This window comes from Nonomuraea terrae, assembly GCF_044465245.1.
Taxonomy (GTDB): domain Bacteria; phylum Actinomycetota; class Actinomycetes; order Streptosporangiales; family Streptosporangiaceae; genus Nonomuraea; species Nonomuraea terrae.
Window position 1 is genome coordinate 1 of the sequence record NZ_JBITLL010000004.1, and the last position, 26162, is coordinate 26162.

Annotated in this window: 29 protein-coding genes and 1 riboswitch; of the genes, 11 read left to right on the top strand and 18 right to left on the bottom strand. The window is 72.9% G+C overall.

Features of this window, described 5'->3' with window-relative positions; all coding sequences use genetic code 11:
- Window positions 1–798: 798 nt before the first annotated feature.
- Window positions 799–1521 (bottom strand): SAV_6107 family HEPN domain-containing protein, encoded by a 723-nt coding sequence (locus ACIBP6_RS18045; RefSeq protein ID WP_397053435.1) that lies wholly within the window; start codon window positions 1519–1521, stop codon window positions 799–801.
- 565 nt (window positions 1522–2086) lie between these two features.
- Between ACIBP6_RS18045 and ACIBP6_RS18050 the strand changes: the two genes are divergently transcribed.
- The gene (locus ACIBP6_RS18050; RefSeq protein WP_397053437.1) at window positions 2087–2620 is read left to right on the top strand and encodes a hypothetical protein; all 534 of its coding nucleotides are present in this window, start codon (window positions 2087–2089) and stop codon (window positions 2618–2620) included.
- A 509-nt stretch (window positions 2621–3129) separates the two neighbouring features.
- Here ACIBP6_RS18050 and ACIBP6_RS18055 read toward each other — a convergent pair.
- Window positions 3130–3321, bottom strand: a complete 192-nt coding sequence (locus ACIBP6_RS18055) for a ferredoxin (protein ID WP_397053439.1) — start codon at window positions 3319–3321, stop codon at window positions 3130–3132.
- Between the two features lie 6 nt (window positions 3322–3327).
- Window positions 3328–4518: a cytochrome P450 gene (locus tag ACIBP6_RS18060; protein WP_397053441.1), complete on the bottom strand. Its 1191-nt coding sequence runs from the start codon at window positions 4516–4518 to the stop codon at window positions 3328–3330.
- A gap of 95 nt (window positions 4519–4613) precedes the next feature.
- Between ACIBP6_RS18060 and ACIBP6_RS18065 the strand changes: the two genes are divergently transcribed.
- Window positions 4614–5243, top strand: a complete 630-nt coding sequence (locus ACIBP6_RS18065; protein WP_397053443.1) for a TetR/AcrR family transcriptional regulator — start codon at window positions 4614–4616, stop codon at window positions 5241–5243.
- 68 nt (window positions 5244–5311) lie between these two features.
- Window positions 5312–5836 carry a hypothetical protein gene (locus tag ACIBP6_RS18070; RefSeq protein ID WP_397053445.1) on the top strand — a complete coding sequence of 175 codons (525 nt, stop codon included), beginning with the start codon at window positions 5312–5314 and terminating at the stop codon, window positions 5834–5836.
- Between the two features lie 42 nt (window positions 5837–5878).
- On the opposite strand, the gene ACIBP6_RS18075 is transcribed toward ACIBP6_RS18070, so the two are convergent.
- Window positions 5879–6739, bottom strand: coding sequence for a L,D-transpeptidase family protein (locus tag ACIBP6_RS18075; RefSeq protein WP_397053447.1), 861 nt, complete (start codon window positions 6737–6739; stop codon window positions 5879–5881).
- Between the two features lie 91 nt (window positions 6740–6830).
- Between ACIBP6_RS18075 and ACIBP6_RS18080 the strand changes: the two genes are divergently transcribed.
- Together ACIBP6_RS18080 and ACIBP6_RS18085 are read left to right on the top strand one after the other, a co-directional pair.
- A complete protein-coding gene (locus ACIBP6_RS18080; RefSeq protein ID WP_397053449.1) occupies window positions 6831–7307 on the top strand; it encodes a YbaK/EbsC family protein in 477 nt (158 codons plus the stop codon).
- 10 nt (window positions 7308–7317) lie between these two features.
- A complete protein-coding gene (locus tag ACIBP6_RS18085; protein WP_397053451.1) occupies window positions 7318–7890 on the top strand; it encodes a GNAT family N-acetyltransferase in 573 nt (190 codons plus the stop codon).
- Window positions 7891–8045: 155 nt separating this feature from the next.
- Here the strand turns inward: ACIBP6_RS18085 and metF are convergent, their stop codons facing one another.
- Window positions 8046–8966 (bottom strand): methylenetetrahydrofolate reductase [NAD(P)H], encoded by a 921-nt coding sequence (metF, locus tag ACIBP6_RS18090; RefSeq protein WP_397053453.1) that lies wholly within the window; start codon window positions 8964–8966, stop codon window positions 8046–8048.
- A 93-nt stretch (window positions 8967–9059) separates the two neighbouring features.
- Here metF and ACIBP6_RS18095 point away from each other — a divergent pair, with 93 nt between their 5' ends.
- Complete coding sequence (locus ACIBP6_RS18095) at window positions 9060–10127, top strand: polyprenyl synthetase family protein (protein ID WP_397053455.1); 1068 nt, start codon at window positions 9060–9062, stop codon at window positions 10125–10127.
- A gap of 52 nt (window positions 10128–10179) precedes the next feature.
- On the opposite strand, the gene thiE is transcribed toward ACIBP6_RS18095, so the two are convergent.
- The 3 genes from thiE to ACIBP6_RS18110 are packed head-to-tail and all read right to left on the bottom strand — an operon-like array spanning window position 10180 to window position 12364.
- A complete protein-coding gene (thiE, locus tag ACIBP6_RS18100) occupies window positions 10180–10818 on the bottom strand; it encodes a thiamine phosphate synthase (protein ID WP_132609492.1) in 639 nt (212 codons plus the stop codon).
- On the bottom strand, window positions 10796–11170 hold the full coding sequence (locus tag ACIBP6_RS18105; protein WP_132609494.1) for an Rv2175c family DNA-binding protein: 375 nt from the start codon (window positions 11168–11170) through the stop codon (window positions 10796–10798). The genes thiE and ACIBP6_RS18105 overlap by 23 nt, the downstream gene beginning before the upstream one ends.
- Window positions 11171–11200: 30 nt before the next feature.
- Window positions 11201–12364, bottom strand: coding sequence for an NAD(P)/FAD-dependent oxidoreductase (locus ACIBP6_RS18110; RefSeq protein WP_397053458.1), 1164 nt, complete (start codon window positions 12362–12364; stop codon window positions 11201–11203).
- Between the two features lie 59 nt (window positions 12365–12423).
- Window positions 12424–12539: riboswitch (TPP riboswitch) on the top strand.
- Here ACIBP6_RS18110 and ACIBP6_RS18115 point away from each other — a divergent pair.
- The 4 genes from ACIBP6_RS18115 to pknB all read left to right on the top strand — a co-directional run bounded on the left by ACIBP6_RS18115 (window position 12508) and on the right by pknB (window position 16710).
- Window positions 12508–13713 (top strand): FAD-dependent oxidoreductase, encoded by a 1206-nt coding sequence (locus ACIBP6_RS18115; protein WP_449594577.1) that lies wholly within the window; start codon window positions 12508–12510, stop codon window positions 13711–13713. (Overlaps the previous riboswitch by 32 nt.)
- Window positions 13710–13910, top strand: coding sequence for a sulfur carrier protein ThiS (thiS, locus tag ACIBP6_RS18120; protein WP_397053462.1), 201 nt, complete (start codon window positions 13710–13712; stop codon window positions 13908–13910). The genes ACIBP6_RS18115 and thiS overlap by 4 nt, the downstream gene beginning before the upstream one ends.
- Window positions 13903–14658, top strand: a complete 756-nt coding sequence (locus ACIBP6_RS18125; protein WP_111177076.1) for a thiazole synthase — start codon at window positions 13903–13905, stop codon at window positions 14656–14658. The genes thiS and ACIBP6_RS18125 overlap by 8 nt, the downstream gene beginning before the upstream one ends.
- A 126-nt stretch (window positions 14659–14784) precedes the next feature.
- Entirely contained in the window at window positions 14785–16710 is a 1926-nt protein-coding gene (gene pknB, locus ACIBP6_RS18130) for a Stk1 family PASTA domain-containing Ser/Thr kinase (protein WP_397053464.1), read from the top strand.
- Window positions 16711–16737: 27 nt separating this feature from the next.
- Here pknB and alc read toward each other — a convergent pair whose 3' ends face one another.
- The 3 genes from alc to ACIBP6_RS18145 are packed head-to-tail and all read right to left on the bottom strand — an operon-like array spanning window position 16738 to window position 20150.
- Complete coding sequence (alc, locus tag ACIBP6_RS18135; RefSeq protein ID WP_397053466.1) at window positions 16738–17682, bottom strand: allantoicase; 945 nt, start codon at window positions 17680–17682, stop codon at window positions 16738–16740.
- A complete protein-coding gene (gene allB, locus ACIBP6_RS18140) occupies window positions 17683–18993 on the bottom strand; it encodes an allantoinase AllB (protein WP_397053468.1) in 1311 nt (436 codons plus the stop codon).
- Complete coding sequence (locus tag ACIBP6_RS18145; protein ID WP_397053470.1) at window positions 18990–20150, bottom strand: glycerate kinase; 1161 nt, start codon at window positions 20148–20150, stop codon at window positions 18990–18992. The genes allB and ACIBP6_RS18145 overlap by 4 nt, the downstream gene beginning before the upstream one ends.
- A gap of 141 nt (window positions 20151–20291) precedes the next feature.
- Here ACIBP6_RS18145 and ACIBP6_RS18150 point away from each other — a divergent pair, with 141 nt between their 5' ends.
- Window positions 20292–21452 (top strand): winged helix DNA-binding domain-containing protein, encoded by a 1161-nt coding sequence (locus tag ACIBP6_RS18150; RefSeq protein ID WP_397053472.1) that lies wholly within the window; start codon window positions 20292–20294, stop codon window positions 21450–21452.
- 27 nt (window positions 21453–21479) lie between these two features.
- Here the strand turns inward: ACIBP6_RS18150 and ACIBP6_RS18155 are convergent, their stop codons facing one another.
- From ACIBP6_RS18155 to uraD, 7 genes are read right to left on the bottom strand one after another with little or no spacing between them, the layout of a single operon-like run.
- Entirely contained in the window at window positions 21480–21722 is a 243-nt protein-coding gene (locus ACIBP6_RS18155) for an EF-hand domain-containing protein (RefSeq protein ID WP_246075660.1), read from the bottom strand.
- 24 nt (window positions 21723–21746) lie between these two features.
- Window positions 21747–23138 carry an 8-oxoguanine deaminase gene (locus ACIBP6_RS18160; protein ID WP_397053474.1) on the bottom strand — a complete coding sequence of 464 codons (1392 nt, stop codon included), beginning with the start codon at window positions 23136–23138 and terminating at the stop codon, window positions 21747–21749.
- Complete coding sequence (locus ACIBP6_RS18165; protein ID WP_397055358.1) at window positions 23131–23613, bottom strand: (2Fe-2S)-binding protein; 483 nt, start codon at window positions 23611–23613, stop codon at window positions 23131–23133. The genes ACIBP6_RS18160 and ACIBP6_RS18165 overlap by 8 nt, the downstream gene beginning before the upstream one ends.
- Window positions 23613–24467, bottom strand: coding sequence for an FAD binding domain-containing protein (locus tag ACIBP6_RS18170; protein WP_397053476.1), 855 nt, complete (start codon window positions 24465–24467; stop codon window positions 23613–23615). The genes ACIBP6_RS18165 and ACIBP6_RS18170 overlap by 1 nt, the downstream gene beginning before the upstream one ends.
- Window positions 24468–24470: 3 nt before the next feature.
- Complete coding sequence (pucL, locus tag ACIBP6_RS18175) at window positions 24471–25331, bottom strand: factor-independent urate hydroxylase (protein ID WP_397053478.1); 861 nt, start codon at window positions 25329–25331, stop codon at window positions 24471–24473.
- On the bottom strand, window positions 25332–25631 hold the full coding sequence (uraH, locus tag ACIBP6_RS18180; protein WP_132622637.1) for a hydroxyisourate hydrolase: 300 nt from the start codon (window positions 25629–25631) through the stop codon (window positions 25332–25334).
- Complete coding sequence (uraD, locus tag ACIBP6_RS18185; RefSeq protein WP_397053481.1) at window positions 25628–26128, bottom strand: 2-oxo-4-hydroxy-4-carboxy-5-ureidoimidazoline decarboxylase; 501 nt, start codon at window positions 26126–26128, stop codon at window positions 25628–25630. Before uraD ends, uraH begins: the two co-directional genes overlap by 4 nt.
- Window positions 26129–26162: the final 34 nt, after the last annotated feature.

Genomic DNA, 26162 nt, shown 5'->3' on the forward strand with positions numbered 1-26162 from the left:
TCCCTTCCGGGGGTGGGGGTGCCGGGGTGTGCCCCCGCGCCGTGTCCGCGCCCGGGCGCGCTCGCCCGGGGGCTGTTCTGGTGGGGGGCCCCCCCCCGGGGCGGGGGCCCCCCCCCCCGCGCCCCCACGGCCACGTGCGACCCCTCATCGGCATGCCTGCGCCCCATGGGCGCCGAAGGCGGCGCCAAGGACCACACCGCGCGTGCACGCTGCGCCCAGCCGACCTGCCGTCGCCTCCTCCGGCGACATCCCGCACAAAGCCTGCGTAGGACGTCGACACAAGACGACGGGTGACAACCGACGCCGCACAGCAGCCCGACTGCGCCGCCGCGGGCTGACGTGCCCTTGAGGAAGAAGAACGCGTCCGGGGTGGAGAACGCCCCCGTGGGCCCCGCCTCTCGGCGGCTGGGCGCCCTGATCCGGTCCAGGGCCGACTATGGGCGTCGACGTAGAGCTCCGCACGACCCACCATGGCGATGTGGCGGACGGCAGCGTCACCCTGGCCGCCACGCAGACAACCGCCCCGGCCTCACGCAGGCATCGCCGTCGCGGCCTCACGCGGACCTCGCCGTCGCGGCCGGCGCGAGGCGTTTCGATCCGGGCCGCTCGAAGGTTTCCGCCGCTCTGGCGGAACGCGACCGGCGCACCGATCTGGTGCCCTGTGCTCATCCCTGACATGCGCTCGCCTCAGGCCGCGGCCTGTCCGAGGCGCGCGATCAGCCGGACTCTCGTACGGGATGTCCAGGCTCTCGGGGTGGTCCGGACTTGTGCGGCGAGGGTCGGGCGCTCCCGGCGAGGTCAGCCCGCGAGGGGGACGTTCGCCGGGAGCTGTGGCTGTGAGGGGACGCCCAGGAGGTCTTCGATGGTCTCCACGAACGTCTCCGCCTCGACCAGGATCTCCTCGGCCTCGGCGGCGCTGATGCGGCGCACCATGCCGGCCTCGGCGGCCGCGCGCTTGGCAGCGGTCGTCGAGAAATAGGCGGCCCACTCCGCCAGGCTCGGCTCGGCCTCGGGGAGCAGCTCCCACGCGCTGCGCAGCCGGCGCCGGCGACCCTCCAGAGGACGGGGACGTGCGGCCAGGAGCGCCGCGGCCGCACGCAGCGCCGCCAAGTGAGCGGCGACATATCGGGATGCCGGGGTGCGAGCGCCGGTCGCCTCCGCCAGGCACGAACGTGAATCGGTCAGATGTGCCCGAACCGCAGGCGACAGCCGGGGCCCGGGTGTGTCTCTAGGCCGTGGTGCCATCATGCGCGCCTCCTTGGAGTCGTGGGCGGCTGGCCGACGTCTCCGCCGGTGGAGCCAACAATCGCAGACCCCACCGACATTTCCGCCGGGCCGGCCGGACGAGGAGCTTCCCCTCTCCCCGTCCGGCCAGGACACGCCCGTTCGTCTCCGCCGACGACGAGGACATGCCCTTCGCCCGTGGAGCCTGGCCGCGGGTGTCGCTGGGGAAGCGAACGGCCCGCGACCAGGTCCTTGGTGACGCTGAGCCGCGAGCCTCACCGTCACTAGGTCGAACATAATTTCGATCACGCGCGGTGTCAACCAGTTCCACGAACACAGGTTCGATGACCATGAACGGAAACGCCCGCCTCACGCCGTACCGACCGACAAGAAGGCCCCGCACACGAACAGAAAGGACATACGAAACCCCGCCACCGCGAAAGCGTCCCGCCTCGGCGGCGAGAACGACACGCCGGGCGGCACCCCGAACACGCATGCTCGGGACACCACTCGGAACGCCTCACCCGCGACACCCTCGGACCCGTGATCGGGACGGGAGCACGCATGAAGCGGAGGAACGAAGAGCCGCGCCACGGCACGGGCTCGCGACGAAGGCGACCATGACGCACCGGGTGCCACCCCGGAACGCGCTCGCCCTGGGAGCCCCCGGAACGCCCTGCCCAGGCAACACCCGGAATCCCTCGCCGAACGTTCATCCCGGACGCCTCGCCCACGACGGCCTGGCGCATCCAACGGCTTGTCAGGGCGATAGCGGGCGGCACCGCACCGCGCCGGGTGGCATGCCCGTTCGGCGCGGGCCACGCGGGCGTCAAGCCTTGATTGAATGATCTAGGCCAGCTTCGTGGGGATCTACGGGGGCGTGATGGGGATATGGGATGTCAGGAAGGACGGGGATCGGGCGCAGTGGACATGCACTCCGCTCGTCAGCGTCGGGCCGCTGCGGTTGGGGATGAGCGCAGGTGAAGTCGTCGTAGCGCTCGACCATGCCGGGCCGGTGAGCGGCATTGGATACCCCGATACGCCCAGTGTGCAGTGGTTTCAGGAGCTAGGTGTGACGGCCTACTACGAGGGCGCCGGTCGCCTGGCAGGTGTTGCGGTTGACGCGCTGAACGGTCCCCAGGTCATGCTGGACGGCACGGCGCTGGTCGGACGCGTGCCGTCCGCCTTGGAAGCCTGGATTCACGATTACACGCAGGCGTACGGACTTGACCTGCACTACGTCCACGAAGGAAATCCGGGATCGGCGGACGTCGGCCTCCTCGTGCGCGCACAACGGGCAGGGGATGTCGTCCTCAGCCGGCCACTTTTCCTCATCCGCGAGTGGGCGATGGCAGAGTGGGACCACGTCCCCGCATCCGAGTGGAAGAAATTCTGATGCAACCGCCTGAGCCGCGGTGAGCAAGCTGACGACAACAGTGACGACGCAGTGACGACGACGTCGGCCACCATGAACGCGCACCGCCAGCCGTCCACGCCCGTCCGACCAGCGAGTGTCCGCCCCGGCGAGGGTGATTCCGCCGCGAGAAGCGACGATCAGTTCGTAGCCTCTGCCGGCGGACGGCAGGCGGGAGCCACCGAACCGGTGGCCTCCCACACACCCCTGGATACCTAGAGACCGCGGCGCCACCGCCCATTGCGGCCGTCGAGCCGGGCGGGCACAGACCGCCAGGACCTCCACGCTTCGGCATGTTTCCCATAAGCGGTGTCCACAGGGCCAGGGCCGTTCTCAGGCGTGTCCCGGCCGGCGCGGCCCACGGGGACAGCGCGTTCCCCAGGAGGTGCCGCCCGCGAAGGCGGCCTCTCCTGAAGGTGCGTTCGACGGCCGGCAACGGCCCGGGCGCTCAGTGGTGTTCCGGAGCGGCCCCCGTGGGATCCGCCGGGTGGTTACTCGAGTGACAGGGCGCCTGAGGGGCACAAAGTGACGGCGCGGCGGGAGGCCTCCTCCACATCCTCGGGTGGCGACTCCTGCAGGAGCACCACCGTGCCGTCCTCCTCACTCTGGTCGAACACCTCCGGGGCCGTCAGCGCGCACATGCCCGCGCCGATGCACACCGACGTATCTGCCTTGATCTTCATGGCGACCTACCAAGTGACAGGGAGGCGGTGCACTCCGTAAATGCTCATGTCGGATCGCATCGGCACCTCCTCCGGTGATACGGCCAAGCGTAGGCCAGGCAGCCGGCGCAGCAGCGCGGGGAAGGCGATGCGCATCTCGGCGCGGGCGAGCTGCTGGCCGAGGCACTGGTGGATGCCGTGGCCGAACGTCAGGTGCCCGCCGGCGGGCCTGGTGACGTCGAGGCGGTCCCCGTCGGGGAAGCGTTCGGGATCGCGGTTGGCGACCGGCAGGTGGACGGCCACCGTCTCGCCGGCCTTGATCACCTTGCCCTCGATCTCGACGTCCTCCAGCGCCGAGCGCAGCGGGCCGAGGTGGATGATCGTGAGGTAGCGCAGCAGCTCCTCGACGCCGTTCTCCGCCACCGACGGGTCGTCGCGCATGGCGGCGAGCTGGTCAGGGTTGGTGAGCAGCGCGTACGTCCCGAGCCCCAGCATGTTGGCGGTCGTCTCGTGCCCAGCTACCAGCAGCAGGAAGGCGACCCCGGTGAGCTCCTCGTCGTCGAGCTCGCCGCCCTCGACGAGCCCGCTGAGCAGGTCGTCGGCGGGCTCCTCGGGCTTGCGCCGGATGAGCTCGTACAGGTAGGCGGAGATGCGGCCCATCGCGGCCAGCGCCTTGTCTGCCTCGGTCTCCAGGTTCAGCAGGATCTCGGAGTCGGCCTGGAACTGCGCGCGGTCCTCGTACGGCACCCCGAGCAGCTCGCAGATCACCAGCGACGGGATCGGCAGCGCGAACGACTCGACGAGGTCGAGCGGCCCGCCGGCGGCCTCCATCTCGTCCAGGCAGGCGTCGGCGATCTCCGCGATCCTCGGCTCCAGCATCTTCATCCGGCGCACGGTGAACTGCCCGGTCAGCAGCTTGCGGTAGCGCGTGTGGCCGGGCGGGTCCATCCGCAGGAAGAAGCCGCGCGGCACCGGCATCTTCCCCCGCTTGGCCAGCTCCACCCGGTTCGGCACGAGCGGGTGCAACCGGTCGGGCCGGTTGCTGAAGTGCGGGTGCGCCAGCACCGCGCGGGCCGCCGCATACCCCGTCACCAGCCAGCCGAGGTGGCCGTCGGCGAACGTCATGCGGTGCATCGCGCCCTGTTGCCGCAGGCCGGAGACTTCGTCAGGCGGATCGAGTGGCCGCTGACGGGTGATGGGCAGGGACAGATGGGACATGTTCGGCTTCTTTCCTCGCTCCTCCCCCAGAAAACCTCAACGATTGCAAAATTTCAATGGACGAAAAAAATAAGGCGGTGCAGTATAGTTCCGGCATGGTCGGACTGCGGGAGCGCAAGAAGCAGCGCACGCGCCAGGCGCTGATCGAGGCCGCCCTCCGGTTGTTCAGCGAGAAGGGCTTCGAGGAGACGACGCTCGCGGAGATCGCGGCGGCGGCCGACGTCTCGACGCGGACGTTCTTCAGCTACTTCGCCGGCAAGGAGGACGTCGTCTTCCACGACTCGGCGAAGCGGCTGGACCTGGCCACGGCCATCCTGGCGGGCCGGCAGCCCGGCGACACGGTGACCGGCCTGCTGGTGCGGATCATCGACGAGAGCCTGCTCTGGGCGACCTCCGAGGAGAACATGACGTTCGAGGGCGCCCGGTTGCGGCTGCGGCTCGTCCTGGAGGAGCCGGCGCTGCAGGCACGGGCGCTGCTGGTGCTGTTCGACACCCAGCTGAAGCTGGCCAAGGCGCTGCACGAGGCGTTCCCCGAGGAGCTGACGCCGGTGGACGCGGCGGCCGCGGTCGGGGCGATGGTCGGCGCGGTCCAGGTGGCGGTCGTGGCCAACCTGGAGGAGGAGCGTTCGCAGCAGGCGATGTACGAGACCGGCCGCCGCGCGGCCGAGGTGGCTCTTTCCGGCCTGCGCTCCCCCGGCGGCGTCGAGAAGGACCCTGCGGGGTGATCCACCGCCGCCGATCATGGCAGCATGTGTCGTGACCATGCCGCGCAAGGCGGGCGGGAGGAGTGCGGATGGCGGGGAGCGATCGCGGCCGGCCGGCCGGGCTCGTCCTGCTGGCCCTGGGGCCGGTCCTGGCGGCGGCGTACGCGGGCGCCGGCCACGTGGCCGTCCAGGCGGCGGTGCGGGCGCAGATCTCGGGCCCCGGGTGGGAGGGCGGCCGCATCGACGCCGACGGGATGACGTCGCTGGGCCTCGACGCCTGGCGGGTGACCTGGTGGACGGCCCTGCTCGTGGGCGTGGTGGCGCTGGCCTACGTGGTGATCGGCCTCCTGCTGCGGCGCCACGGCCGAGGGCGAGCGTTCCTCCTGGTGCTCTCGGGCACCCTGATCGTCCCGTACGTGCTGGGCTTCGCCGTCGCGCTGGTCAACCCCGTGAAGCTGCTGGCGAGCCTGTACGACGTGCCCGACTTCGCCGCTGGCCTGCCCGCCTGGCATTCGGCCACGGCCTTCCTCCTGCTGGCCGCCGGGCTGGCCCAGGCCGTGGGCCTGCCGCTGGCGGCCGCCCAGGGCCGGCGGGCGGACTCGTCCCGCGCCTGAGACGTCGGCGAGCGCCCGGCCGGGCCTGGTGCGAGCGCGGCGTCAGGCGCCGCGGAACTTGCCTCTGACGTGGACCGGGACGCCCTTGCCGAGCTTGCCGGGGAGCTCCTCCGCGACGTTCATCGGCAGGCGTACGCAGCCGTGCGAGGCCGGGTGGAGCGGGACCGACAGCGCCCCGTGGAAGGCGATGCCGCCGTTGAAGAAGATCGGGTTGTACAGCTCGCCCAGGTAGGACCGGTGCCAGCCGCTCACCCGCCACGTCGTGCGGTAGTTGCCGGTGGGGGTACTGGCCGAACCGCAGAACTCCTGCTCACTGCCCTGCCAGGTGGCGGTCTCGCAGTAGGGGATGCCGCTGCCGGAGGAGATGTGGCTGATCAGCTCCACCTCGCCGCCGACGTACAGGACCATGATCTGCCGGGTGAGGTCGACCTCGGCGCGGGTCTCCCGGCCGCGCGGGGCCAGCACGCGCGGCGTCTTCGGGGTCTCCAGGGCCTCCCACGTGCGGCGGGCGACGGTGCTGGTCGGCTTGATGCCGTTGACCTTCTGGAACGCCCACACGGCCGCGAGCGTGGTGGGACCGTACTGGCCGTCGGCCTCGCCCGGGCGGTAGCCCAGCCCGATGAGGCGCTTCTGCAGCCAGGTGACGGCCTGCCCGTCGGCGCCCAGCCGTAACGTCCTGCGCGGCGCGGTGACCGGCGGGGGTGTGTCGCGCCCGGCGGCGCCGTCAGAGGCCGCGGACGGCGCGGGGAAGCCGTCAGGGGTTACGGACGGCGCGGCGGGGCCGAGCCGCATCGCGGCCGGTGACGCATCGGGGCGGTGCCCGGCCTGCGCCCCGCAGGCCGGGAGGGCGAGCAGGCCCGCCGCCAGGAGTGCGGCCACCCGGGGCAGCAGTCGAGCCACCATGCGCACCACCATCCATCACGAACAGATCAAATGACCTTACATCACTCACCATGAACCGGTAAGGCGTCGCCAATCCCTTTAGAGTGGCTCCATGTCTGAGAAGTTGCCGGCGAACGCCGTCCTCGTGGAGTCCGCGCTGCGTGAACGCGGAGCCAACGGCGAGATCGTGGTGCTGCCGGAGAAGGCGCCCACGGCCGCGGCCGCGGCGGCCCAGCTCGGATGCGAGGTCGGGGCCATCGCCAACAGCCTGATCTTCGACGCCGACGGCGAGCCGCTGCTGGTGCCCACCAGCGGCGCCCACCGCGTCGACGTCGAGCTGATCGCCCGCACGGCGGGCGTCCAGCGGGTACGCCGGGCGACGCCGGAGTTCGTCCGCGCCGCCACCGGGCAGCCCATCGGCGGCGTCGCCCCGGTCGGGCATCCCGCGCCCGTGCGCACCCTGGTGGACAACTGGCTGAGCAAGCACGACGTGGTCTGGGCGGCGGGCGGGCATCCGTCGACGGTGTTCCCCACGACGTTCGACGAGCTCGTGGGCATCACCGGGGGAACGCCGGTGGACGTCGAGTAGTGTGCGACGCGTGATCGAGTTTCGGGGTGCCGGCCCTGAGGAGTTCGCCGAGCGGCTGGAAACGGTGATCGGCATTTACGCGGCGGCGATGAGGCCGCCGGCCGAGCAGATCGCCGGCCGGATGAGCATCATGCGCAATCACGGAACATATCCCCGTTTCCAGTGCTATTTCGCGGAATTGCGTGAGTCATCCACCGACTGGCCGGCCCCGGAGCCCAAGGTCGTCGGCTTCGCGTACGGCTTCAGGGGCGAGCCCGGCCAGTGGTGGCACGACGTGGTCCACCGCGGGCTGGTCGACAAGATGGGCCGGGAGGCCGCCGACGCCTGGCTCGGGTACGCGTTCGAGCTGGCCGAGATCCACGTGCACCCCGACTACCAGGGCAAGGGCATCGGCCGCGCGATGATCCGCACGCTGTGCGCCGGCCGCCCCGAGCGCTCCGCCGTGCTGTCGACGCACGACCAGCCGACGGCCGCCCGCCACCTCTACGCCAGCATGGGCTTCACGGACCTGCTGACCAAGTTCGTCTTCCCGGGCGGCCACGAGGAGTACGTGATCGCGGGCCGTCCGCTCCCGCTCTCTTGAGCGTTTCCTGAGCAAGCTGTGACCGGCGGGTTTGCCGAGCGTGACCGAGGGGCACCATCCATGACAGATAGTGACCGCCCCTTTACCGAGAGGCTACGCTCCCTGCTCGTCACCCGCCCGGTCCCCCTGCGGGCGGGTGACGAGCACCCCAAGGCTCACGCCGACAGCGGCACGCGCTCCAGCCGCTGGAAGACCTCTCGCGAGGCGCTCGACCGGTTGAACGTGATGAAGTGGATCCCCGGCGCGCCCTCGTCGAGCAGCCGCTGGCACATCGCGGCGCCGTGGTCGATGCCGAGCCGCCGCACCGCCGCCGGGTCGTCCTCGACCTCCTCGAACCGGGCCGCCAGGCGGGCCGGGAACGGAGCCCCCGACAACTGCTCGGAGCGGGCGATCGTGCTCATCTGGGTGACCGGCATGATGCACGGGATGATCGGCGTCTCGCAGCCCCTGGCCGCCACCCGGTCGCGCAGCCGCAGGTAGTCGTCGGCCTCGAAGAACATCTGGGTGATCGCGTAGTCGGCCCCCGCCTCGCACTTGCGCACGAAGTATTCGGTGTCGGACTCGATGGACGGCGATCGCGGATGCTTGTAGGGGAAGGCCGCCACGCCCACGCAGAAGTCGCCGGCCTGCCTGATCAGCCGTACCAGCTCCTCGGCGTAGAGCACGCCCTCGGGGTGGGGCACCCACTCGCCCATCGGGTCCTCGGGCGGGTCGCCGCGCACGGCGAGCATGTTGCGCACCCCGGCGTCGGCGAAGCGGCCCACGAGGTGGCGCAGCTCGCGAACGGAGTGGTTGACCGCGGTGAAGTGAGCCACGGGGGTGAGCGTGGTGTCGTGGGCGATCCGCTCGACGATGTCGACCGTGCGGTCGCGCGTGGAACCGCCGGCGCCGTACGTCACCGAGACGAACGTGGGCCGCAGCGACTCCAGCTCCCTGATCGCGCGCCAGAGCTGGCGCTCGCCCTCGTCGGTCTTCGGCGGGAAGAACTCGAACGAGAACGAACGCCCACCGGAGGCGAGCAGCTCGCGGACGGTGGGAACCCGATCGGGCCGGATGGAAGGTCGACCAAGCGCCATGGGGCAAGGGTACAGGTACGTTCTCGCGGTGCACCGGGGCAAGGGGCCCGCTGTGGAGATCCCAATCCGGGATCCGACCATTAGTCTCAATACATGACCAACGACGCCGCCGGCATGGGCACCCTGCGCACGCACGTGGAACAGGTTCTCGGAGAGTTCGTCGAACGACAGCTGCCCTCGGGTGGCGAGCCGGAGTTCCGGCCCCTTCGTACCGCCGCGGACGAGCTGCTCGCGGGCGGCAAGCGGCTGCGGCCCGCGTTCTGCTACTGGGGCTGGCGCGGCGCCGGGGGCACGGACGAGCCCGGCATCTTCACCGCCGCCGCCTCGCTGGAGCTGCTGCAGGCCAGCGCTTTGGTGCACGACGACGTGATGGACAAGAGCGACCTGCGCCGCGGCATGCCGTCCGCGCACCGCCGCTTCCAGGCGATGCACGAGAAGTCCGGCTGGCACGGCTCCTCCGCGCAGTTCGGCGAGGGCGCGGCGATCCTGCTGGGCAACCTGCTGCTCATCTGGTCGGCCGACATGTGGCGGGCCAGCGGCCTGCCGCGTGAGGTGCTGGAGGCGGCCCAGCCGCTGCACGACCACATGCGCACCGAGCTGATGTGCGGCCAGTACCTCGACCTGCTGGAGCAGGCGCACGGCGAGAACACGTTCGAGTCGGCGCTGCGGGTGGCGCTGTACAAGAGCGGCAAGTACTCGGTGGAGCATCCGCTCCGCCTCGGGCTGGCGCTCGCCGGCCGCGGGCTGGAGCCGTGGATGGACGAGCTGTGCACCGGCTACGGGCAGCGGGTCGGGATCGCGTTCCAGCTGCGCGACGACATCCTGGGCGTGTTCGGCGACCCGGCGCAGACCGGCAAGCCGGCGGGCGACGACCTGCGCGAGGGCAAGCGCACGATGCTGGTGGCCCGCACCCTGGCGGCGGCCTCCGCCGAGGACGCGGCGACGGTGCGGCGGCTGCTCGGCGATCCCGCGCTGGACGAGAGCGGGGTGGAGACGCTGCGGCGGATCATCGGGGACACCGGGGCGCTGCGGGAGTGCGAGGAGCTGATCGGCGAGTATCTGGGCGAGGCGCTGGCGGCGCTGGAGGCGGCCCCGGTCACGCCGGAGGCGCGTACGGCGCTCAAGGAGCTCGCCATCGCCGCCACCTCGCGCACCATGTGACGGGAAAGCGGAAGGCGCCCGCCCGGATCGCCGGGCGGGCGCCTTCTCATGGTCAGCGGGACGAAAGGCGTTTGGCGAACTCCGCCGCGGCCGCCCCGGGGTCGTCGGCCTCGGTGATGGCCCGGACCACCACCACCCGGCTCGCTCCGCGGGCCATGACCTCGTCGAGGGTGTCGAGGTCGATGCCGCCGATGGCGAACCAGGGCCGGGTGGCCTCCAGCGCCGCCGCGTGGTCGAGCAGCGGCAGGCCGGGGGCCGGGCGGCCGGGCTTGGTGGGCGTGGGCCACACGGGGCCGCAGCAGAAGTAGTCGACGCCCTCCTCCACGGCCGCGGCGGAGGCCTCGGCGGCGGAGTGGGTGGACCGTCCGATGACGATGTCGTCGCCGAGTATCTCTCGCGCGACCGTCACGGGAAGGTCGTCCTGCCCCAGATGGAGCACGTCGGGTCGGGCGGCGTAGGCGATGTCCGCCCGGTCGTTGACGGCGAGCAGCTTGCCGTGCCGGTCGCAGGCGTCGCGGAAGACCTCGAGGAGCGCGAGTTCGTCGCGTGCCTCCAGGCCCTTCTCCCGCAGCTGGATGATGTCCACTCCGCCGGCCAGCACCGCGTCGAGGAACTCTGCCAGGTCGCCGCGGTCGCGGCGGCCGTCTGTGCAGAGATAGAGGCGGGCCTCAGAAAGCGAGGGCTTGGGCACGCCGCTTGACCTCTGTGTGGCGGCCGGCCTTGATCGCCTCGATGGGCGAGCCGGGCAGCGAGTCGTCGGGGGTGAAGAGCCAGCGCAACGCGGCGGCGTCGTCGTAACCGGCGTCCTGGAGCACGGTGAGCGTGCCAGGCAGGCCCTTCATCACGTCCTTTCCCTGGAGGAACACCGCGGGCACCTGTGGCCCGCCGCTGCCCCGGCGGACGCCGAGGAGCTTGTGATCCTTGAGCAGTTGTTTGGCCCGGCCGATCGAGAGATCGAGGCGCTGGGCCACTTCGGGGAGCGTGAGCCACTCGTCGACGAGTGCCTCGGTCTCCCGGTCGATCTGTGCAACAGAAAGCGTCACGGTCCCACAACTACCACATGCCGTGCTTGCTCAAACAACACAATCTCGTAGGGATACCTGTGGATCTACCAGGCGTTCCGTGTCCACGCGATGACCGGCTTCGATGATCCGGCGCCCCTGGACGACGTCGCGCGGCCGGTCGACGGCGAGAACCGCGGCGATGGTGTCGCCGGCGGTGAGCCAGACGGCCGACCATTTGCCCTCGGGCCCGCCCCGGTGGACGAGCCGCCGGCCGGCGGGGTGGTGGCCGGCGTACTGGACCATGTGGCCGAACTGCTCCGACCAGAAGTAGGGGACGGGGTCGTAGACGGCCTGCTCACCCAGCAGCGTCGCGGCGGCCACGTCGGGGGCGTTGAGGGCGGTGTCCCAGTGTTCGACCCTGAGCCTGGTCTGCCAGCGCCGTGACCACCACGCCGCGCAGTCGCCCACGGCCACCACCCCGGGCAGCGAGGTGCGCAGGTGCTCGTCGGCGACCACGCCGTTGTGCAGGTCGATGTCGGCGTCGGCCAGCCACTCGACGGCCGGGCGCACGCCGATGCCGGTGACGACGGCGTGGGCCTCGACGAACCCGCCGCCGACCAGGCGCACGCCGCCCTCCTCGACGGACTCGACCATCGTGCGGAGCCGCAGGTCGATGCCGTCGTACCAGCGCTCGGTGCGGGCGCCGACCTCCGTGCCGACGGCCGTGGCGAGCGGGGCCTCGGCGGCCTCGATGACCGTGACCTCGCAGCCGGCGCGGCGGGCGGCGGTGGCCACCTCCGCGCCGATCCAGCCGGCGCCGATGACGGCGACGCGGGCGCCGGGGACGAGCATGGCGCGCAGCTCGTGGGCGTCGTCGAGGGTGCGCAGGACGTGCTGGGGGCCGTCGCCCGGCAGCCGGATCGGGTCCGCTCCGGTCGCGATGACCAGGCCGTCGTAGCCGAGCTCGCCCTCGGTGGTCTCGACGACGCCCTCGCGCAGCGACTTGGCCTCGACGCCTGGGCGGAACTCGACGCCGAGCGCGGCGAGGTCGGTCTCGACGTAGCTGGTGTCGGCCTTGCCGGACAGCACCGCCTTGGACAGGGGCGGGCGGTCGTAGGGGCGGTGGCGTTCGCGCCCGATGAGGGTGATGCGGCCGGCGTGGCCGCGCGCGCGCAGGGCCTCCACCGTCCGCAGTCCGGCCAGGCCCGCTCCCACCACGACGACATGCTCCACGGTGATGACCTTAACGGGGGGCTTGCCCGGACGCCGTACCGAGGCCGTAGGCTGGGGGCGGTAAGACGCGCGGGAGTCCGGCCGGTACCGGGCTGAGAGGAAGGCTGCACGGGCCTTCGACCGCAAGACACCTGATCCGGATCATGCCGGCGAAGGGAGCGCAGGTGGATGTGATCGTGGGTGGCGGGGTCGTCGGGCTGTCCGTGGCCTGGCGGCTGGCGCGCGAGGGGCGGCCGGTCACCGTGATCGACCCGGCGCCCGGCTCGGGCGCCTCCTACGCGGCGGCGGGGATGCTGGCGCCGGTCAGCGAGGTGACGTACACCGAGGCGCCGCTGTTGCGGCTCGGGGTGGCCTCGCTGCGCCGCTGGCCGGCCTTCGCCGCCGAGCTGGCCGCCGACGCGGGGCTGGGCACGACCGGCCTGGACGCCGGAGGCCGGCAGAGCGTGGGACACGCGGTGGGGCTCCGGCCGGCGCAGGGCGGTCCCGCTGGGCGTGGGCTGGACCTGCGGGCCGAGGGCACGCTCGACGTGGCTTTCGGCGCCGACGACCTGGCCGCGCTGGAGGAGCTGGCGGCGTTCATGGACAAGCTCGGGCTGCCGGTGGAGCGGCTGACCGGGCGGGAGTGCCGCCGTCTGGAGCCGATGCTGGCGCCGTCCGTACGGGGCGGGCTGCTGGCGCCGGACGACGCCTGGGTCAACCCGCGCCGCGTCACGGCGGCGCTGCTGACCGCCCTGGAGCGGCGCGGAGTCCCGCTGGTGCGGGCCCGCGCCAGCGGCCTGCTGCACGAGGGCGACGCCGTCGTCGGCGTACGGCTGGAGCCGGGCGGTGACGTGCCCGCCGAGGTGCGTGGGGAGCGGGTGGTGCTGGCCGCCGGGGCCTGGAGTGCCGGGCTGGCCGACGTGCCGGTGCGGCCCGTGAAGGGGCAGATCATTCGGTTGCGGTCGCCTCAGCCGCTGCTCGGCCGGTGCGTACGCGGCACCGTCCACGGTTCCTCCGTCTACCTCGTCCCCCGGGGTGACGGCGAGCTGGTGGTCGGGGCCACGCAGGAGGAGATGGGGTTCGACACGAAGGTGACCGCCGGTGGGCTCTACGAGCTGCTGCGCGACGCCAGGGAGCTGGTGCCGGGCGTCACCGAGCTGGAGGTCGCCGACGTGGTGGCGGGGCTGCGGCCGGGCACCCCGGACAACCTGCCCGTCATCGGGCCGAGCGGGACGCCGGGCCTGGTGTACGCGACCGGGCACCACCGGGGCGGCGTGCTGCTGGCGCCGCTCACGACGGCGATTTTGCTGGGCGAGGAGAGCGAGCTGGCGGCCCTGTGCGCGCCTGGGAGATTTCGGGAATTTTCATGATTGTTACCATCAACGGGTCCGCGCACGAGGTGGCCGACGGCATCACCGTGGCGCAGGCCGTACGCACGCTGACCTCGGCCACCACCGGAGTGGCCGTGGCCGTGAACGACGAGGTGGTCACGCGCGGCGCCTGGGAGACGACGGCGCTGCGCGAACGTGACCGCATGGAGGTGCTGACGGCGGTGCAAGGTGGATGATCTGATCATCGCCGGGGAGAAGTTCTCCTCCCGGCTCATCATGGGGACCGGCGGCGCGCCCTCCCTGGAGGTGCTCGACCAGGCGCTGGCGGCGTCCGGCACCGAGCTGACCACGGTGGCGATGCGGCGGCTCGACCCGGCCGCGCGCGGCTCCGTGCTCGACGTGCTGCGCCGGCGCGACATCAAGGTGCTGCCCAACACGGCGGGCTGCTTCACCGCGGGCGAGGCCGTGCTGACGGCCCGGCTGGCGCGCGAGGCGCTCGGCACCGACTGGGTCAAGCTGGAGGTCATCGCCGACGAGCGGACCCTGCTGCCCGATCCGATCGAGACGTTCGACGCGGCCGAGCGGCTGGTGGCCGACGGGTTCGTGGTGCTGCCGTACATCGGCGACGACCCGGCGCTGGCGCGGCGGCTGGAGCAGGCCGGCTGCGCGGCCGTGATGCCCCTGGGCGCGCCGATCGGCTCGGGCCTGGGCATCCGCAACCCGCACAACATCGAGCTGATCGTGGAGGCCGCCTCGGTCCCCGTGATCCTCGACGCCGGCATCGGCACGGCCAGCGACGCGGCGCTCGCGATGGAGCTGGGCTGCGACGCCGTCCTGCTGGCCACGGCGGTCACCCGGGCGCAGCGGCCCGACCTCATGGCGGCGGCCATGAAGGAGGCCGTCAGGGCGGGCCGGCTGGCCCGGCAGGCGGGGCGCATCCCGCGCCGCCGCTACGCCGAGGCGTCGTCGCCGATGACGCCGTGACGCGATCCCGTCCGAGGCGGAGACCGACGCCGGAACCGGTGCGGGGACACGCCGAGAGGCACGTCTCCGCATCGGTTTCGGGCGGTGGGGCCCTGCCAGTGGCAAAACGCCCGTAAACTCAGCGGGGTGGATACGACGACTGCGGACCCGCTGGTCGGTCGACTCCTCGATGGGCGTTACCGCATCGAGAGCCGGATCGCCCAGGGCGGTATGGCTACCGTCTACCTGGCGCTCGACATCCGTCTCGACCGGACGGTGGCGCTGAAGGTCATGCACCGCTCGCTGGCCGCCGACCCTGCGTTCGTCCGGAGGTTCATCGGCGAGGCCAAGTCGGTCGCCAGTCTTTCCCATCCCAATGTCGTGCACGTCTTCGACCAGGGCACCGACAACGACGTCGTCTACCTGTCGATGGAGTACGTCCCCGGCCGCACCCTGCGCGACATCCTGCGCCAGCGCGGCCGGCTGCCCGCCCGCGAGGCGCTGGAGATCCTGATCCCGGTGCTCGCCGCGCTGGGCGCCGCCCACCAGGCCGGGATGGTGCACCGCGACGTCAAGCCGGAGAACGTCCTGATGACCGACGACGGCCGCGTCAAGGTCGTCGACTTCGGCCTGGCCAGGGCGATCGAGGCGACCAACCAGACCCGTACCGGCATGATGATCGGCACGATCGGCTACATGGCGCCCGAGCAGGTGATGACCGGCGCCGCCGACGTGCGCAGCGACGTCTACGCCGCGGGCATCATGCTGTTCGAGCTGGTGACCGGGGAGCAGCCGTACGACGGCGAGACGCCGATGTCGGTGGCCTACCGGCACGTCCACGACACCGTGCCGGCGCCGTCGTCGCTGGTGCCCGAGGTGCCGCAGCTGGTCGACGCGCTGGTGGCGCACGCGACCGCGCGTGAGCCGGCCGACCGCCCGAAGGACGCGACCGCGATGCTCGTGCGGGCGGTGGAGTCCCATCGGGCGCTGCCGCGCACGACGACCCCGCCCGTGTCCGGCGCGCACTCGCTGCCGCCGCAGCACTTCGCCGTGTCCGGCGCCGCCTCCGTGCCGCAGGCCCCGCCGGGCCACACCCTCATCCAGCCGCGCGCCGAGGTGCCGCAGCGGCGCGGGTTCCGTCCCCACTGGCTCCTGGTGACGCTGGCGGCCGTGATGGTGGTCGCGGTCGGGTTCACGGGCTGGTTCTTCTCGCGGCCCGAGCTCGTCGGCGTGCCCAACGTCGCGGGCCAGAACCTCGCGGTGGCCGAGAAGAACATCGCCGCGCTGGGCCTGCAGGCGCGCAAGGGCGAGAGCGAGTACAGCGAGAAGGTGGCCGAGGGCCTGGTGATCGCCACCGACCCGGCGGCCGAGGTGCAGCTGGAGAAGGGCTCCACGGTCACGCTGACGCTCTCGCTCGGGCCTGAGCGCATCGTCGTCCCCAACGTCGCCAACATGAACGGCAACGACGCGCGCGCCGCGATCGCCGCCGCCGGGCTGACCGTGGGCTCGGTCAAGCGCCTGGCCAACAACGAGGTGGAGCGCGACAAGGTCATCCGCACGTCCCCGCAGGTGGGCGAGAAGGTGAAGAAGGGCGCGAAGGTCGACATCTTCGTCAGCGCCGGTCTGGTCATGCCCGACGTGTCCGGCATGCCGAAGGACGAGGCGGCCGGCTACCTCGGCGCCCAGGGCTTCCAGGTGCAGGTCAACGAGGTCGACGACGACGCCGAGCCGTGCACCGTCATCGCCCAGTCGCCCAAGGCCAAGACCGAGGTCGACCAGGGCGCGCCGGTCATGGTCACGGTGTCGCGCTGTCAGGTCGACTTCTGGCAGTGGTTCCGCGGCGGCGACCGCGACGGTGACGGCGACGACGACTCCGAGGCCCGCGACGACCAGCAGTTCGCCCTGGTGCCCGGGGTGATCGGCAAGGACGTGCGCGACGCCAAGGCCGAGCTGGAGGCGCTCGGCTTCAAGGTACGCGTGCAGCGGCTGGGCAACGGCGGCGTGGTGCAGTTCCAGCGGCCGCTGCCCAACAGCGAGCGCCCGCCGGGCACGACGGTCTACCTCTGGCAGTAGCCCCCGGGAGCGCCCTCAGGGGCCCTCTCAGGCCAGATGGCCGTGAAGGCGCACCCTGGCCAGCCCCCCGTCGGGATGGATGTCCACCCGTACGTGGGTGACCGGGTCGCGGTGGGCCAGGCGGAAGCGGTGCGGCGTGTCGGGCTGCAGGCGCGTGCGGGGCAGCAGCGGCACCTCGCGCTCGCCGTCCAGGCCGGTCAGCGCCACCGCGCCCGGCGCGTTGTACAGCAGGTTGGTGGTGTCGATCTCGGCCAGCCTGATGACCCCGCGCCCGGCCAGCCGGATGACCAGCCAGTCGTTGCCGCCCTCGCGCCGTCGCGCGGTCTCCCAGCCCTCCGCCTGATGCCGGGCCAGGCCGGGCGCGATGACGTTGTTGGGCGCGGAGTAGAACGCGTTGGAGCAGTCGGTGACCAGGCCGCCGTTGGCGAGCGCGGCCAGGTCGAGGCCGAGCCCGTCGTGGACGGACAGGTCGGGGCGGGCCTCGCCGTGCACGCGCAGGCGCGCCACGCCCCCGTCGGGATGGATGTTCAGCCGTACGTGGGTGTAGCGGGTCTCGTCGGCCACCTCGAAGCGGTGCTCGGCGTCGCCCTTGAGCGCGGACAGCGGGACGATCTCCGTCCAGCGGGCCTCCAGCAGCTCGGCCGGTGACGGGTGTCCCTCGACCGAGGCCGCCTCGACGGAGGCGTGCGGCGGGTAGTTGCCCGTGAACCAGGCCGTGTCGACGACCACGCCGCGGATCACGCCCGGCACGCCGAGCCGGACGAGGGCCCAGTCGTGGCCGGGTTCGCGGCGGCGGCGGGTCTCCCAGCCGTCGTACACCTGGCCCTTGCTGCCGAACGTCTCCGGGCTGAAGCCGGGGCGTCCGGGCCTGATCAGGCTCTCCTTCTCGGCGAACGACTCGTCGCTGGCGGCCACGACCGCACCGCCGAAGGTGCGCAGGGCGAGGTCGGGCAGGGCGGTGAATCCGGGCATCTAGTGAGCCCTCCAGAGGAATCGTCCGTGCGGTTCGCCGTCCACGGGCCGGCCGCGCAGCCAGGTGGTCAGGACGACGCCCGTGAGGGTGCGGCCGTCGTACGGGGTGACGGGGTTCTTGTGGTGGAGGCGGGTGGCGTCGACCACGTGGGCCGCCGCGGGGTCGAAGGCGACGAGATCAGCATCATTGCCCACCCTTATCCCCCCTTTTCGCGAAATACCAGCCATTGCGGCGGGATTGGCGGACATCCAGCGGACGACGTCCTCCAGCCCGAAACCCCTGCGCGCGGCCTCCGTCCAGACCGCGGACAGGCCGAGCTGCAGCGAGGCGATGCCGCCCCAGGCGGCGGCGAAGTCCGGCACCTTCAGGTCGGCCGGCGACGGCGAGTGGTCGGAGACGACGCAGCTCAGCACTCCTCTGGCCAGCCCGTCCCACAGCAGGTCACGGTTGGCTTCCGAACGGATCGGCGGGCAGCACTTGTACGCCGTGCGCCCCTCGGGCACCTGCTCGGCCGCCAGCGTCAGGTAGTGGGGGCAGGTCTCGGCGGTGACCGCCGCGCCCCGCGCCCGCGCGTCCTCCAGGACGTCGAGGCAGGCGGCGCTGGAGACGTGCAGGACGTGCACCCGGGCGCCGGTCTCCGCGGCCAGCGCGACCAGCCGCTCGACCGCGCCGCGCTCGGCCTCCCCGGGCCGCGAGGCCAGGAACTCCGCGTACGTCGGCCCGCCCGGCTCGCGCAGGAGCGCCGGATCCTCGGCGTGCACGACCATCGTCCCGCCGAACCCGGCGATCTCCTCCAGGGCTCCGCGCAGCTCCCCGGCGCCGAGCGGCGGGAACTCCTCCACCCCCGACGGCGCCATGAAGCACTTGAACCCGAAGACCCCGCGCTCGTGCAGGGGCGCCAACTCCTTGACGTTGCCCGGCACGGCCCCGCCCCAGAACCCGACGTCCACGTGGCACCTCCCCTCGGCCGCCCGCAGCTTGGCGTCGAGCGCCCCGGTGCTGACGGTGGGCGGCAGCGCGTTGAGCGGCATGTCGAGGAGCGAGGTGACGCCTCCGGCGGCGGCCGCCCTGGTGGCCGAGGCGAAACCCTCCCAGTGGGCCCGGCCCGGCTCGTTGACGTGCACGTGGGTGTCGACCAGGCCGGGCAGCAGGGCCAGGTCGCGCAGGTCGACGTCCTCGGCGGCGGGCAGCGGGTCGGCGTATCCGGCCACGGCCGCGATCGTCTCCCCGCGCACGGCGACCGCGGCGGGCCCCTCCCCTTCGGGCGTGACGGTCCTGCGCGAGCGGACGACGAGGTCGTACGCGCTCACGCGGCGCCCTCCGCGAGGCGGCGGTCGGCGGCGAGGCGGGCGGCGAGGCGTTCGAGCAGCGGGCCGGCCTCGGCCATGCACCGCTCGGGGTCGGGCTCGAGGTCCGTCAGCGCGTACGCGGCCTCGATGCCGGCCGCCTTCAGCTCGGCGTCGGTGAGCGTACGGCGGCCGCACACGGCCACGACGGGCACGCCGGCCCGGGCGGCGGCCTGCGCGACGCCGACGGGGGCCTTGCCGCGCAGCGACTGGGCGTCCAGCGAGCCCTCCCCCGTGACGACCAGCCGCGCGCCGAGCACCACCTCGCCGAAGCCGAGCAGGTCGAGCAGGTAGTCGATGCCGGGCCGGATCTCGGCGTGCAGGAACGCCAGCGCCGCGAACCCGACCCCGCCGGCCGCCCCCGCCCCCGGCGCCCCGGCCACGCCCATCGTGCGCGGCACGCCGTCGTGCTCCACGGCTCCCATGAGGCCGTGGGTCGTGGTCGCGACGGCGGCCAGGCGGGCCAGCGCCGCCTCCAGCGTCGTGACGTCCTCGGGGGTGGCGCCCTTCTGGGGGCCGTAGACGGCGGCGGCGCCGTGCGGGCCGAGCAGCGGGTTGTCCACGTCGCTGGCGACGACGAACTCGACGCCGGAGATGTCGAGGAAGCCTGACAGGTCGATGCGCGCGAGGTCCTTCAGCGCGGCCCCGCCCCGCGGCAGGTCGCGGCCCTCGGCGTCGAGCAGCCGGGCGCCGAGGGCCTGGGCCATGCCCGCTCCCCCGTCGGTGCAGGCGCTGCCGCCGAGGCCGAGGACGACCCGCCCGGCCCCGCGGCGCACGGCGTCGGCGATCAGCTCGCCGGTGCCGTAGCTGGTGGCCGTCAGCGGCTCGTGCCCGCCGGGCAGGCGGCGCAGCCCGGAGGCCTCCGCGAGCTCGATCACGGCCGTTCCGGTGGACTGCCAGGCGTACGAGGCGGGCACGCGCTCGCCGGTCGGCCCGGTGACCTCGATCGTGATCCGGCCGAACCCGCCCGCGACGGCGGCGTCGACGGTGCCGTCGCCGCCGTCGGCGACCGGCAGCTCCACGGTGGGCACGCCGAGTCCGGCCGAGACCCGGGAGGCCACCTCGGCCGCCGTCAGCGACCCCTTGAACTTGTCAGGGGCAACCAGAACGTGCTGAACCACTACGAACTCCCACCTGATGATGAACAATGTCCTGACACGCCTTCCTGCCCGGTGCGAGCGGGCAGGAAGGCGTGACTCATCATCACATCCCGGGCCGTTACCCTCACTCCCTGGGAGGGGCCCGCCGGAGAGGAGACGTCGTTGCGGATCTCGGCGCGGCAGCGGCAGGCGCGGCTGGCCCGGCGGCACCGGCTGGCCGTCAAGGCGGCCACACCGGAGGAGGCCGCGGCGTCCGTGGTGGCGCTGCACGGCACCGACCCGGCGACCGTGTTCCTGTCGGCGGGCGCGCGCCTGTCCGCCCCCGGCCCCGAGCCGGTCGAGCGGGCCCTGTACGCCGACCGCACGCTCGTGCGCATGACCGGGATGCGGCGCACGGTGTTCGTGGTGCCCGCGGAGCTGGTGCCGGTCGTCCACCACTCCTCGGCGGTGGCGATCGCCCGCAGGGAGCGCGCGTCGGTGCTGAAGCTGTTCGCCGAGGGCGGCTGGGACGAGGCCCGGGTCAAGGACGTCGAGGCGTCGGTGCGGCGGCTGCTGGCCGAGCACGGCGACGCCACGGCCGCCGAGCTGGGGGCGCTGGAGCCGCGGCTGCGTGAGAAGTTCCTGGTGGCCGCCGGCAAGCCGTACGAGGCCGAGGTGAGCGTGGGCTCGCGGCTGCTCGCCCTGATGGCGATGGACGGCCTGCTCGTCCGGGGCGCGCGCCCGTCCGGCACGTGGCTCAGCGGGCAGCACCGCTGGGGCCTGGCGCCCGAGATGGCGGAGCTGGCCGTGCACGAGGCGCAGGCGCGGCTCGTGAGCCGGTGGCTGGCGGCGTTCGGGCCGGGCACGGAGGCCGACCTCAAGTGGTGGACCGGCTGGACGCTCAAGCAGGTGCGCGCCGCGCTGGCCGCCGTCGGCGCGGTCGCGGTGGAGCTGGCCGAGGGCACCGGGTACGTGCTGCCCGGCGACCTCGATGACGTGGCCGGGTCCGGGGCGTCGGAGCCGTGGGCCGCGCTGCTGCCCGCGCTCGACCCCACGCCGATGGGCTGGCAGGCGCGCGAGTGGTACCTGCCGCAGGAGCACCGCGCCGAGCTGTTCGACCGCAGCGGCAACGTGGGGCCCACGGTGTGGTGGGACGGCCGGGTCGTGGGCGGCTGGGCGCAGCGTCCCGGCGGTGAGATCGTGTGGCGGCTGCTCGAGGACGTGGGCGCCGATGCCCGGTCTGCCGTCGAGACCGAGGCGGCCGCCCTGGCCTCCTGGCTCGGCGGCGTCACGGTCACGCCCCGTTTCCGCACCCCGCTCGAACGCGCCCTGTCCGCCCGCTGAGCGGGCAGCTCTAGGAAGCGGGCAGCTCTAGGAAACCGTGCGGATGAACTCCTCCAGGGAGTAGCGGCCGTCCTGGTCGGAGTCGGCCTCCTGGCTCAGCGCGCCCAGGGCCTCCGCCGGGAGGTCGGGGAAGTGCCGCTTCAGCTCGGCCTCGCTGATGTAACCGTCGCCGTCGGTGTCGATCGCGGCGAAGGTGCTCTTGAGCCGCGCCAGCCGCTCCTCTGTCAGATCTCCCGCCACGGGACCGCCCTTCTTCCTCGTTCCGGACATTTCACACCATAGTGCGGGCGGTCGCTAGTGCGGCGCGGCGGTGACGCCCTGTTCCTCGGCCAGGCGCAGCAGGCGACGGCGGGCGGCGGCGCCCGCGCGCCCGGCGGCGTCCTGGGAGAGGGTCCTCAGCTCGCCGTCCGCCACCACCGTACGCCCGCCGACCAGGACGCGGGCGAGCGGCGGCGGGGGCCCGAAGACCAGCGCGCAGACCGGGTCGGCGACGGCGGCGGTGAAAGGCCCGTCGACCCGCCACAGGGCGATGTCGGCCAGCTTGCCGGGCTCCAGAGTGCCGAGCTCGGAGTCGCGGCCGAGGTTGCGGGCGCCGCCGAGCGTGGCGAGTTCCAGGGCCTGGCGGGCGGTGAGCGCCCTGGGGCCGTAGCGGGCGCGCTGGAACAGCAGGGCCTGGCGCATCTCGCCGGCCAGCGGCGTCAGCTCGGAGGAGGCGCTGCCGTCGACGCCGAGGCCGACGGGCGCGCCGCGGCGCAGCAGCTCCGACACGCGCGCGATCCCGGCCCCGAGCCGCCCGTTGGAGGACGGGCAGTGCGCGGTGCCGGTGCCGGTGGCGGCCAGCTTGCCGACGTCGGCGTCGCTCAGGTGCACGGCGTGCGCGAACCAGACGTCCGGCCCGAGCCAGCCGAGCTTGTCCATGTAGTCGACCGGGCGCATCCCGAACTGCTCCAGGCAGTGCTCGTCCTCGTCGAGGGTCTCGGCGATGTGCGTGTGCAGGCGTACGCCCCTGGCCCTGGCCAGGGCGGCCGACTCGGTCATCAGCTCGGCGCTGGCCGAGAACGGCGAGCACGGCGCGACCACCACGCGCAGCATCGAGGACGGCGACGGGTCGTGGTAGGCGTCCACGGCCTCGGCGGTGGCGGCCAGGATGTCGTCCAGCTCCTCGACCACGGAGTCCGGCGGCAGGCCGCCCTTCGACCGTCCCCGGTCCATCGAGCCACGCGCCGGGTGGAAGCGCACGCCGACCTCGCGGGCGGCCTCGATCTCGGCCGCGAGCAGGTCGCCCCGGCCCTTGGGGAAGACGTAGTGGTGATCGCTGGTGGTGGTGCAGCCCGACAGGGCGAGCCAGCTCAGCCCGGCGGTGGCGGCGCCGTTGACCACCTCGGCGTCCATGGCGGCCCACACCGGGTAGAGGGCGACCAGCCACTCGAACAGCGTGGCCTCCTGGACGAGGCCCTGGCAGGCCCACTGGTACAGGTGGTGGTGGGTGTTGACCAGGCCGGGCGTGGCCAGGCAGCCGGCGCCGTCGATGCGGGCGGCGCCGGGGACGTCGGGGGCGGGCCCGGGACCCAGCTCGTCGATGCGGTCACCCTCGATCCTGATATATCCGGATCTGATCTCGGGGCCGGCGACCGGGGCGATCGCCACGTCCGTGATCAGCACCGTCTGATCCGTGGCATCACGCATCGCCCGCTCCCTTCGCCTTGCGGGCGGCGGCGAGCCGTACCGCGTCGAGGATCTTCTCGTAACCGGTGCACCGGCACAGGTTGCCCGCCAGCGCCTCCCTGATCTCCGCGTCCGACGGGCCCGGCACGCGTGCCAGCAGGTCGTGGGTCTGCACCACCAGGCCCGGCGTGCAGAAGCCGCACTGCACGGCCCCGCACTCCGCGAACGCCTCCTGCACCGGGTCGAGGGCGCCCCCGTCGGCCAGGCCCTCGACCGTGCGCACCTCGCGCCCCTCGGCCTGCCCGGCCGCGACCAGGCAGGCGCAGACCGGCACGCCGTCCAGGTACACCGTGCACGAGCCGCACTCGCCCTGCTCGCAGGCGTTCTTCGAGCCGGGCAGGCCGAGGCGCTCGCGCAGTACGTAGAGCAGGCTCTCGCCCTCCCAGACGTCGTCCGCGCTCTGCTCGCGGCCGTTGACGGTGAACGTGACGCGCATCACGCGGCCCTCCGGTAGTCGTTCCAGGCCCAGGTGAGGGTCCGGCGGGCCAGCACGCCGAGGGCGTGCGCCCGGTACGCGGCGCTGCCCCGTACGTCGTCGATCGGCGCGGCGGCCCGCGCGCACAGCTCGCCGAAGCGGTGGGCCAGCGCCGGGTCCAGCGGCGCTGACCAGTCCAGCTCCCGGGCCAGCAGGTCCTCGGCCTCCCGGGCGCGGCGCGGGGTGGGCGCGGCCGAGCCGATGCCCGTCCCGACCCGCCTTTCCCGCGGGTGCAGGGCGATCGCGAACGAGCACACCGCGATCACCATGGCGTTGCGGGTGCCGACCTTGGAGAAGTACTGGGGGCCGGTGGCGGGCGGCACGTGCACGGCCCTGATCAGCTCGTCCGGCTCCAGCGCGCTGCGCTTGACCCCTAGGTAGAACTCGGCGGCGGGGATCATCCTGACCCCGCGCTCGCGCGACTCCACCTCGACCACCGCCCCGGCCGCCAGCAGCGGCGGGTGGCTGTCGCCGGCGGGCGAGGCCGCGCCGAGGTTCCCGCCGACGCTGCCGCGGTTGCGGATCTGCGGCGAGCCGACCGTGCGCGCCGCCTGCGCCAGCCCCGGCAGCGACCCGGACAGCTCGTCGATGACCGTCGCGTACGACACCCCCGCCCCCACCCGGCAGTACCCGCCGGTCATCTCCCATGCGCGCAGCTCCGGCACCCGGGTGAGGTCGAGCAGCGCCGCCGGCCTGCGCACGTCGAAGTTGAGCTCGACCATCACGTCGGTGCCACCCTGCAGGGGCACCGCGTCGGGCCGGTCCGCCTTGGCGGCCAGCGCCTCGTGCCACGTCGTGGGCCGCAAGAAGTCCATCGGCTACTCCCAGGCGAATCGGGGGTCGGGCGCGTCCTCACGCAGCACACTGCCCTCGATCAGCCCGTACGGGCGGTCGGCGGCGTGGAACACCTCGTTGTCGTTGTCCAGCCCGAACGGCGACAGGTCCACGACGAGGTGGTGCTTGTTCGGCAGCGCGAGCCTGACCTCGCAGATCTCGGGGCAGACGGTCAGGGCGCGCTCCCCCATGGCGTACAGGGTCTGCTGGAGGGAGCGGCTGTGGGTGCCGGCGAACGCGTCGAGCAGGGCCTGCCGGGTCCGCTCGTACGACTGGGCGTACGACGCCGTCTCGCCGGTGTGCCGCCACCGGGCGGTCACGGCGGTGGCGAGGACGCGGTCGCGGGTGGGCGGCAGCGTCGTGTACTCGTCCACGATGTAGCCGTGGAACTCCGAGCCCGTCGTGTTGAGCACCACCAGGTCCTTCAGCCCCGACACGACGGTGCTGTCGCCCCGCCTGTCGTGGTGGACGACGCAGGTCCGCACCTCGCCGCCGTCGCGGACGAACGAGTGCGGCCCGGCGCGGTTCCAGCCGTACTCCTCGATCTCCACGCGGGCGTGGTGGATCGACGGGTGCGAGGTGACGAAGTGCCGGGCCAGCAGCAGGGCGAACTCCTCGATCTGGCCGACGCCGTGCTTCCTGGCGAACGCGTACGCCGTGTTCTTCTGCGTGTCGGTCGGCAGGACGGCGGCGTTGTCGCCGGTGAGGTGGACGGCCTCCGTGTCGCCGGACAACGACGTGCTGACGTTGACGTCCTTGATGCGGTGGACGGGGCCTTCCCTGGCCACGTGGACGAGCCTGGTCTCCGCCTTGCCGTATCGGTTGGGGCCGAGCTTGACGGACATCTAGCTCCCTCGGTAGGTGGAGTAGGCGTACGGGCTGAGCAGCAGCGGCACGTGGTAGTGCTGCGCCGGGTCGGTCACGGTGAAGGTGACGACGACCTCCGGGTAGAACGTGTCGGCCAGGTAGGCCCCCGTGTCGAAGACGACGCGGTGCACCCCGGCCTCCGGCTGCCACCCCTTGAGCCGGCCGTCGGCGTCGGTGCGGCCCTCGGCCACGACGCCGCCCTCGTGTTCGAGGCGGACCCGCAGGCCGGCGGCCGGGCGGCCGGTCACCGCGTCCAGCACGTGCGTGGAGAAGCTCATCCGCCCGCCCCCATGAGCTTGGCCAGCCGCAGCCGCACGATGGCGGCCAGCTCGCCGCGTACGACGTCGCGCTCGCTTTCCTCGTCGTTGCGCAGCCGCTCGCGGAGCCGGGCCAGCATCTCGGCGCCGGTCAGCCCGGTGGCGCAGACGAGGTAGACGTGCCCGAACCGTCCCTCGTAGTCCCGGTTGCCCTCGGCGAGCGCCGCGCGCAGCCGCTCCTCGACGCCGGACTGCTCCTGGCGCGACCACGTCGCCTCCCTGCCGTCCCCGCCCGCGCGCTCGCCGATGCGGGGATGCGCCTTCAGCGCCTCCAGCACGTCGCCCCACTCCAGCTCCCGCACGACCTTTCCCGCCGTCTCCAGCAGCCCGTCCAGGTTTCCGTACGGCCTGAGCGAGGCGACCAGGCCGGCGAAGGCGGGGCTGGCGCAGCAGGCGAGCAGCTCCCGCTCGGCCTCGGCCGTGGGCAGGGCGTTGAAGGCTTCCAGCGTGTCGGGCATGTCAGAAGTACACACATGCGTTCCGTGCCCGGTC

Bases quoted from the DNA above. Each gene is read 5' to 3' on its own strand.
- ACIBP6_RS18160 (WP_397053474.1), bottom strand. From the start codon at position 23,138: ATGCGTGATGCCACGGATCAGACGGTGCTGATCACGGACGTGGCGATC.
- pucL (WP_397053478.1), bottom strand. From the start codon at position 25,331: ATGTCCGTCAAGCTCGGCCCCAACCGATACGGCAAGGCGGAGACCAGG.
- uraH (WP_132622637.1), bottom strand. From the start codon at position 25,631: ATGAGCTTCTCCACGCACGTGCTGGACGCGGTGACCGGCCGCCCGGCC.
- ACIBP6_RS18170 (WP_397053476.1), bottom strand. From the start codon at position 24,467: ATGGACTTCTTGCGGCCCACGACGTGGCACGAGGCGCTGGCCGCCAAG.
- ACIBP6_RS18095 (WP_397053455.1), top strand. From the start codon at position 9,060: ATGACCAACGACGCCGCCGGCATGGGCACCCTGCGCACGCACGTGGAA.
- uraD (WP_397053481.1), bottom strand. From the start codon at position 26,128: ATGCCCGACACGCTGGAAGCCTTCAACGCCCTGCCCACGGCCGAGGCC.
- ACIBP6_RS18060 (WP_397053441.1), bottom strand. From the start codon at position 4,518: ATGTCCCATCTGTCCCTGCCCATCACCCGTCAGCGGCCACTCGATCCG.
- ACIBP6_RS18065 (WP_397053443.1), top strand. From the start codon at position 4,614: ATGGTCGGACTGCGGGAGCGCAAGAAGCAGCGCACGCGCCAGGCGCTG.
- ACIBP6_RS18080 (WP_397053449.1), top strand. From the start codon at position 6,831: ATGTCTGAGAAGTTGCCGGCGAACGCCGTCCTCGTGGAGTCCGCGCTG.
- ACIBP6_RS18165 (WP_397055358.1), bottom strand. From the start codon at position 23,613: ATGCGCGTCACGTTCACCGTCAACGGCCGCGAGCAGAGCGCGGACGAC.
- ACIBP6_RS18055 (WP_397053439.1), bottom strand. From the start codon at position 3,321: ATGAAGATCAAGGCAGATACGTCGGTGTGCATCGGCGCGGGCATGTGC.
- alc (WP_397053466.1), bottom strand. From the start codon at position 17,682: ATGCCCGGATTCACCGCCCTGCCCGACCTCGCCCTGCGCACCTTCGGC.
- ACIBP6_RS18115 (WP_449594577.1), top strand. From the start codon at position 12,508: ATGCCGGCGAAGGGAGCGCAGGTGGATGTGATCGTGGGTGGCGGGGTC.
- metF (WP_397053453.1), bottom strand. From the start codon at position 8,966: ATGGCGCTTGGTCGACCTTCCATCCGGCCCGATCGGGTTCCCACCGTC.
- ACIBP6_RS18075 (WP_397053447.1), bottom strand. From the start codon at position 6,739: ATGGTGGCTCGACTGCTGCCCCGGGTGGCCGCACTCCTGGCGGCGGGC.
- thiS (WP_397053462.1), top strand. From the start codon at position 13,710: ATGATTGTTACCATCAACGGGTCCGCGCACGAGGTGGCCGACGGCATC.
- ACIBP6_RS18155 (WP_246075660.1), bottom strand. From the start codon at position 21,722: ATGTCCGGAACGAGGAAGAAGGGCGGTCCCGTGGCGGGAGATCTGACA.
- ACIBP6_RS18045 (WP_397053435.1), bottom strand. From the start codon at position 1,521: ATGTTCGACCTAGTGACGGTGAGGCTCGCGGCTCAGCGTCACCAAGGA.
- ACIBP6_RS18070 (WP_397053445.1), top strand. From the start codon at position 5,312: ATGGCGGGGAGCGATCGCGGCCGGCCGGCCGGGCTCGTCCTGCTGGCC.